Raw genomic sequence first — 6,205 nt, forward strand, 5'->3', positions numbered from 1 at the left:
CGGCTTGCCGTCCCGTGCTGCTTGTGGCACTTGGCCTTGGCCCACTCAAAACCCTGGGAACCCCCGATGCTTGAAACCCTGAACCCCCAGCCGCAGGACAAGATCCTGGCCCTTATCGCCATGTTCCGCGATGACCCACGGACCGCGAAGATCGACCTTGGCGTCGGCGTCTACAAGGATGCGACCGGCCTGACCCCGGTGATGCGGGCGGTGAAGGCGGCGGAGAAGAAGCTTTGGGAGGTGGAGACTACCAAGACCTACACCGGTCTGGCCGGCGAGCCCGCCTACAACGCGGCGCTTGTCAGGATGATCCTCGGCGACGGCTACGCCGACCGCGCGGCATCAGTCGCGACGCCCGGTGGGACGGGGGCGGTACGGCAGGCGCTGGAGCTGATCCGGATGGCGAACCCCAACGCCCGCGTCTGGATGTCGGCGCCGACCTGGCCGAACCATCCTTCGATCGTGAAGTATCTGGGGATGACGGGGGTCGAGTACCGGTACTTCGACGTCGCGACTTCGGGCATCGATTTCGCAGGGCTGATGGCCGACCTGGAGGGCGTTGTGGCCGGGGATGCGGTGCTTCTACACGGCTGCTGCCACAACCCGACGGGGGCGAACCTTGACGCGGCGGAGTGGGATCAGGTGATCAAGCTTCTGGTCGCGAAGGGCGCGGTGCCGTTTGTCGATCTCGCCTATCAGGGCTTTGGCGACGGGCTGGAGGAGGATGCAGCCGCCACCCGGAAGATCGCGGCGGCGTTCCCGGAGGTGCTGATCGCGGCCTCGTGTTCCAAGAACTTCGGCATCTACCGTGAGCGGACGGGGATACTGATCGCGCTGACCTCGGCGGATCGGAAAGCCGTGGTGCAGGGGAACCTCAACTTCCTCAACCGCCAGAACTACAGCTTCCCGCCGGACCACGGCGCGCGGCTGGTGACGATGATCCTGGAGGATCAGGCGCTGACCGCCGAGTGGAAGGCCGAGCTGGAGGAGGTGCGGCAGAACATGCTGGGCCTGCGCAAGCAGCTGGCCGATGAGTTGCGGCGGGCGACGAACTCGGACCGCTTCGATTTCGTGGCTTCCCACCGGGGCATGTTCAGTCGGTTGGGTCTGACCGAGGCGCAGGTGAACCGGCTGCGGGACGAGCATGGCATCTACATGGTGGGTGACAGCCGGATCAACATCGCCGGGCTGAATGCGAAGACGGTGCCGGTGCTGGCGGCGGCGATTGCGACGGTGATTTCCTGAGCGCCGCATAGTTGGGTCTTCTGGGTCTCCTCCTCGTTCGACTGCGTCTCCTCGTCGGTTGGGTGGGCACAGTGCCCAGAATTTTGAGCCCTTTTAGATCAGTGGCTTGGAGGCCTCTGTTTACTTTCGGTTAGGATTCGGCCGCCCTTGCAAATGCCGCCAGCAGAATGGGCAAGAGGCGGAAGTCGGCGGCGATGTCCAGCCCGGCCTCGCGGGACCAGAAGGTCGAGAGCACACAGTGGGCGGCTGCCCAGCCGAGAAGGCGGCGCGGGGGCTGGCCGAGGCGATGCGCGAAGCGGTCGGTCAGGTGGTCGATGCGGGCCGGTTGGAAGAGCAGATCGCCCGCGCCATCGGGGTTGCGGAAGGCATTCGCCGTCTCGTAGGCCGGGTCGCCCCAGACACCCTTGGGGTCGATCGCGAGCCACCCGCGCGGGGTTTGCAGGACGTTGTCGTGATGCAGATCGCCATGGAGCGCCGTGCGGGGCACCGGATCGGCCAGAAGCGCCCGGGCGATTTCGGCAGCGGTGGCGAGATCGCCTGGAAGCTGGGGTTGGGTCAGTGGGAGCATCCGGGTTTCCAGCGGCTCCAACCCGGATCGGGCAAGCCGGGCGGCATGCAGGGTCTGGATGACATCGCAGAGAACCTCGGTTGCAGCCAGGTCCTGCCCGGTGCGGCAGAGATCGCCGAGGGGTGGACCGTCACACCACTCCATCAGGATCGCTTGACCGCTGCGGGCATAGACCCGGACTGCGCCCTGCCCCGCAAGCGCCTCAAGGTAGTCGGCCCCGCGGGCCTCTTCCGTTTCCTCCGGGCGCAGGAGTTTCAGGACGGCGGGCTGGCCGTTGGGCTGCGTGACCTTCCAGACCGTGCTGGTGGCGGTCTGGGCAATCTGATGCGGCGCGGTGAGGTGCCATTGGGAGAGGCAGGCGGCAAGGGTCATCATTGTGCATGCTCGCATGTATTTCTGCGCTCGACTGCAGGAACCTTCGCCACCCAAGAGCTTGCATGATGATGGCGCTACTGGCGTGGCACTTTGAGCCCGAAGTGGACGTCCGTTTCGCGCGCGAGCGAAGTCATACAGAATAACTATAGGCGGTGTATTAGATTCTTTATCCAGCTCATGCTAAATTCGATCGCCCATTCCGTCTGCGGGGCCGACAAACTCGGCATCTGGGAGCTGCCAGCACCATGCCCAAACGGGTTGCGGACGTGGGTGAAGAACTCTTTCAGCGAGGTGCTTTCCCAAGAAGTGATGAAGCCATTCTTCTTAGATGCGAGGTTTTCGATGTAATTATGCGCGCCTTTTTCCCCGCCGTGCGTCCAGCCTTTCTGATCGGAAATGATCTTGATAGTGCTTTCCAAGGCACGTGCCGCGTAGAAAGCTGGGTCACGCCCATCGGTGTCCCTCAGGTCAAGGGCCTCCTTCATGTCTAAATCGACATTGTTCCACACGGCGTCAGCGACCAATCTCCAGAATGGGGTCTCAACCTCCTTCTGGACTAAGTCGTCGGTCAATATCTGGATGAAGCCGTTGTGGTAATTCAAAGGGTATCCAGCCTGACGAAACCGTGCGTTCAGTTCATCAACATTCGCACGGAAAGCTGCTGTTTTCGTCTCTCGCTGTGTTCGGGCGCCCTCTAGTGGATCGCCCGGCACTCGCAAACTGGAGCGGGATAACGAGGCCAAGAGCCGCTCGCCATCGGTAATGGCTGATGCATTCATGGCAGCAATTTCGTTTTCACGTCGCCGGAAGCCAAGTTCGATGAGGCTAAGGCACTCTTTGATATGCACGTCGGGAGAACCCGAGGCTGCCTTAGTCAGCCAATTCTCACAGACTGTGACCATTGTGTTCTTGTGCGTCTGGACGTGATCGTTTCCGTTCCACTTTGTGGTGTGTGAGAACCACACCGGCGACAGCTCCTTCACACCTAGTTCGCGCGAAAGACTGCTGTGCAAGGCAGTCCAGGCCGCAACGCCCATTGGGTCTTCTTTACCTTCTCGATAGTATGGATACATATCCTCTGCGAGGATGCGAAATGCCTGAACAAGAAGACGACTGTCGCGCTGCTCGAAGCTGGCACGCAGCGGTTTGTTTTCGTATCGGCGTGCAAAAATGTCGATGAGCATGGGTACATAAGACAGAACAACGGTCGCCACGCAAGTGGGTGCGAATTCCGTGCTTCAGCGTAGCTCTGAACTACCGCTTGGTCCGCAAAGCCGACAGCAACCAGCGTTGTCAAAGCACGAGCCATCGGGTGCCAGATTTAGTGAGAACCAGCAAGTACCTGGCCCCTACCGGCTGGCCCGCCAGGCCGCCAGAAGGCCAGCGGCGGCGATCGCGGCCATGCCGAGGAAGCTCAAGGCCTCAGGGATTTGCTGAAACACCAGCCAGCCCAGCACTGTGGCAAAGGCGATGTGCATGTAGTTGACGGGGGCGAGGGTCGAGGCGGGCGCCTCGCGGTAGGCCGAGGTGAAAAGGAGGTGACCTGCGGTGGCCAGCGCGCCAAGGGCAAGCATCAGTGCGGCATCGAACACGCCCGGCAGGGGGCCGGTTCCAAGGGTCATCACGACAGCGGCAAATGCCACCGCGCCGACCAGAGCGGTGTGGAACATCAGCGCCATGGTGCTTTCCGTTCGGGACAGCATGCGGGTCAGGAGGTGGTAGCCGGTCGCGAGAACTGCATTGGCCAGCCCCAGCGCCACGCCGAACGGGTCAAGCCCGCTCCCGGGGCGGGCGATCAGCAGGACGCCTGCGAAGCCCAGTGCGGCACTGATCCAGCCAAGAAGGCCGACCTTTTCGTCCAGCAGGGTTCCGGCGGCCAGCATCACAAGGACCGGGGCGATGTAGATGATCGCGACAGTCTCGGCGACGGGCATGAGCTTCAGGGCCAGGAGCATGCTGATCGAGGCCAGCGCCAGGCAAAGGCCGCGCAGGATGACCAGCCCCGTCCGGTCGGTCTGCCAGAGCGCGGCGCGGTGGCGCGGCCACATGATGAGCGTGACCAGCGCAAGGTTGACCGCGAAACGGACGGCAAGGACGAGCGTTGCGGCGTAAAGGAGCGCCAGGTGTTTGCCCAGCGTGTCGGCCGAGGCGAAGAGAAACGTCGCCACCACCACAAAAGCCACGCCACGCAGCGGTCTGCCTTCGGGTTGCATGGGACACTCCTTCGTCGGGGTGAACCCTAGCGGCGGGTTGCAGAAGAAGGAAGGACGCGGGCGGGTGCTCGTCGATGACTTCGTCACTCCTCGCTGCCGTTCCGACGAGGAGACGCAGTCGAACGCGGAGGGGTCCCTTGGAAATGACAGACGGCCCGCGGGGGAGGAACCGCGGGCCGCCGTCTTCCCGGTGGCAGGCTGGGAGGGAGGACGCCTGCCACCGATCGCGAAGCTTAGTAGTTGTAGGCGCTTTCGCCGTGCGAGGTCTGGTCAAGACCCTGCCGTTCGTCGTCGGGCGAGGGCCGGAGGCCGAAGACCATCTTGATCACGAAGAACAGGACGGCCGAGACGATCCCGGTCCAGAGCACAGTGACCGCGACCGCCTGGACCTGGATCCAGACCTGGGCGCCCATGGCATACTCGGCCACCGCCGCCGGGAAGACGGTGTAGTCGTAGTAGCTCTGCCCGCCGAGTGCCGGGTCGGCGACGATGCCGGTGCCGATCGCGCCGATGATGCCGCCGATGGCATGGACACCGAAGACGTCAAGGCTGTCGTCGTAGCCGAACGACTTCTTCACCGTCGAGACGAAGATGAAGCAGATCGGCGAGACGATGAGGCCGAGCACCAGCGCGCCGCCGGGCGAGGCAAAACCTGCCGCCGGAGTGATGGCGACAAGGCCCGCAACCGCGCCCGTCACCGCACCCAGAAGCGAGGGGCGACCGTGGCGGATCTGTTCGACCAGCACCCAGGATAGGGTCGCGCCGGCGGTGGCCACGAAGGTGTTGAGGAAGGCAAGCGCGGTTACGCCGTTCGATTCGAGGTTCGAACCGGCGTTGAAGCCGAACCAGCCGACCCAGAGGAGCGAGGCACCGACCATCGTCAGCGTCAGGCTGTGCGGCGGCATCGGTTCCTTGTTGAAGCCGACCCGCTTGCCGACGATGAGGCAGCCGACAAGGCCCGCGATACCGGCGTTGATATGCACCACCGTGCCGCCAGCGAAGTCGAGTGCTCCCCAGCCCCAGAGAAGGCCCTTGTCGTTGGCAAACTCAGGCACCGACAGGAAGTCCGGGCCGGCCCAGAACCACACCATGTGGGCGATCGGGTAGTAGGACAGAAGCGACCAGCCCACCACGAAGACGATCAGCGGCCAGAACTTGATGCGTTCGGCGAAGGCCCCGATGATCAGCGCCGGCGTGATGCAGGCGAAGGTCATCTGGAAGATCACGAAGGCATATTCCGGGATGTAGACGTTGTTCGAGAAGGTGGCGGCATAGCTGTCGATGCTGACGCCCGCGAGCATGGCTTTGGCGAGGCCGCCGATGTAGGGCGAACCGGGAGTGAAGGCGAGGCTGTAGCCGACGAGGACCCACATCACCGCGCAGATCGACACGATGATCAGGACCTGCATCAGAAGGCTGAGCATGTTCTTGGTGCGGACAAGGCCGCCGTAGAAGAGCGCCAGCGCCGGGATCGCCATCATCAGCACCAGGGCCGACGAGATCAGCATCCAGGTCGTGTCGCCCTTGTCGACCATCGTCCTCATCTGTTCGACGGTCGGGTTCAGGATCGGACCGTCCTGCGCAAGCGCGGGCAGGCAAGCCAGAAGCGAGGCTCCAAGCGCCCCAAGGCCTGCGAGTTTCGTTTTCATATTCATTTCAGGTGTTTCCCCTCTTCCCCACCGCTTCAAAGCGCGTCGTCATCGGTTTCGCCGGTGCGCACCCGCACGGCGTGTTCTACGTCGAGGACGAAAATCTTTCCGTCGCCGATCTTGTCGGTCTTGGCCGTCTTCTGGATGGTCGAAAC

6 protein-coding genes are annotated in these 6,205 nt (G+C 63.2%); 1 reads left to right on the forward strand and 5 read right to left on the reverse strand.

Features of this window, described 5'->3' with window-relative positions; translation table 11 throughout:
• Positions 1-66 precede the first annotated feature (66 nt).
• Positions 67-1,245, forward strand: coding sequence for an aromatic amino acid transaminase (locus ACRCSW_RS06070; protein ID WP_438703456.1), 1,179 nt, complete (start codon positions 67-69; stop codon positions 1,243-1,245).
• 130 nt (positions 1,246-1,375) lie between these two features.
• Here the strand turns inward: ACRCSW_RS06070 and ACRCSW_RS06075 are convergent, their stop codons facing one another.
• From ACRCSW_RS06075 to ACRCSW_RS06095, 5 genes are all read right to left on the reverse strand, one after another.
• Positions 1,376-2,188, reverse strand: coding sequence for an aminoglycoside phosphotransferase family protein (locus ACRCSW_RS06075; protein WP_438703458.1), 813 nt, complete (start codon positions 2,186-2,188; stop codon positions 1,376-1,378).
• A gap of 143 nt (positions 2,189-2,331) precedes the next feature.
• The gene (locus ACRCSW_RS06080) at positions 2,332-3,372 is read right to left on the reverse strand and encodes an AbiJ-NTD4 domain-containing protein (RefSeq protein ID WP_438703460.1); all 1,041 of its coding nucleotides are present in this window, start codon (positions 3,370-3,372) and stop codon (positions 2,332-2,334) included.
• 165 nt (positions 3,373-3,537) lie between these two features.
• Positions 3,538-4,401 (reverse strand): DMT family transporter, encoded by an 864-nt coding sequence (locus ACRCSW_RS06085; RefSeq protein WP_438703461.1) that lies wholly within the window; start codon positions 4,399-4,401, stop codon positions 3,538-3,540.
• A gap of 233 nt (positions 4,402-4,634) precedes the next feature.
• A complete protein-coding gene (locus ACRCSW_RS06090) occupies positions 4,635-6,050 on the reverse strand; it encodes an ammonium transporter (protein ID WP_438703463.1) in 1,416 nt (471 codons plus the stop codon).
• A gap of 35 nt (positions 6,051-6,085) precedes the next feature.
• On the reverse strand, positions 6,086-6,205 hold a 120-nt coding region (locus ACRCSW_RS06095), incomplete at its 5' end, for a P-II family nitrogen regulator (RefSeq protein WP_438703465.1).

The organism is Tabrizicola sp., from assembly GCF_051645465.1.
Classification (GTDB): Bacteria; Pseudomonadota; Alphaproteobacteria; order Rhodobacterales; family Rhodobacteraceae; genus Tabrizicola.

Coding starts and splice junctions, on each gene's coding strand:
- ACRCSW_RS06070 (WP_438703456.1), top strand. CDS start 67: ATGCTTGAAACCCTGAACCCCCAGCCGCAGGACAAGATCCTGGCCCTT.
- ACRCSW_RS06075 (WP_438703458.1), bottom strand. CDS start 2,188: ATGATGACCCTTGCCGCCTGCCTCTCCCAATGGCACCTCACCGCGCCG.
- ACRCSW_RS06080 (WP_438703460.1), bottom strand. CDS start 3,372: ATGCTCATCGACATTTTTGCACGCCGATACGAAAACAAACCGCTGCGT.
- ACRCSW_RS06085 (WP_438703461.1), bottom strand. CDS start 4,401: ATGCAACCCGAAGGCAGACCGCTGCGTGGCGTGGCTTTTGTGGTGGTG.
- ACRCSW_RS06090 (WP_438703463.1), bottom strand. CDS start 6,050: ATGAAAACGAAACTCGCAGGCCTTGGGGCGCTTGGAGCCTCGCTTCTG.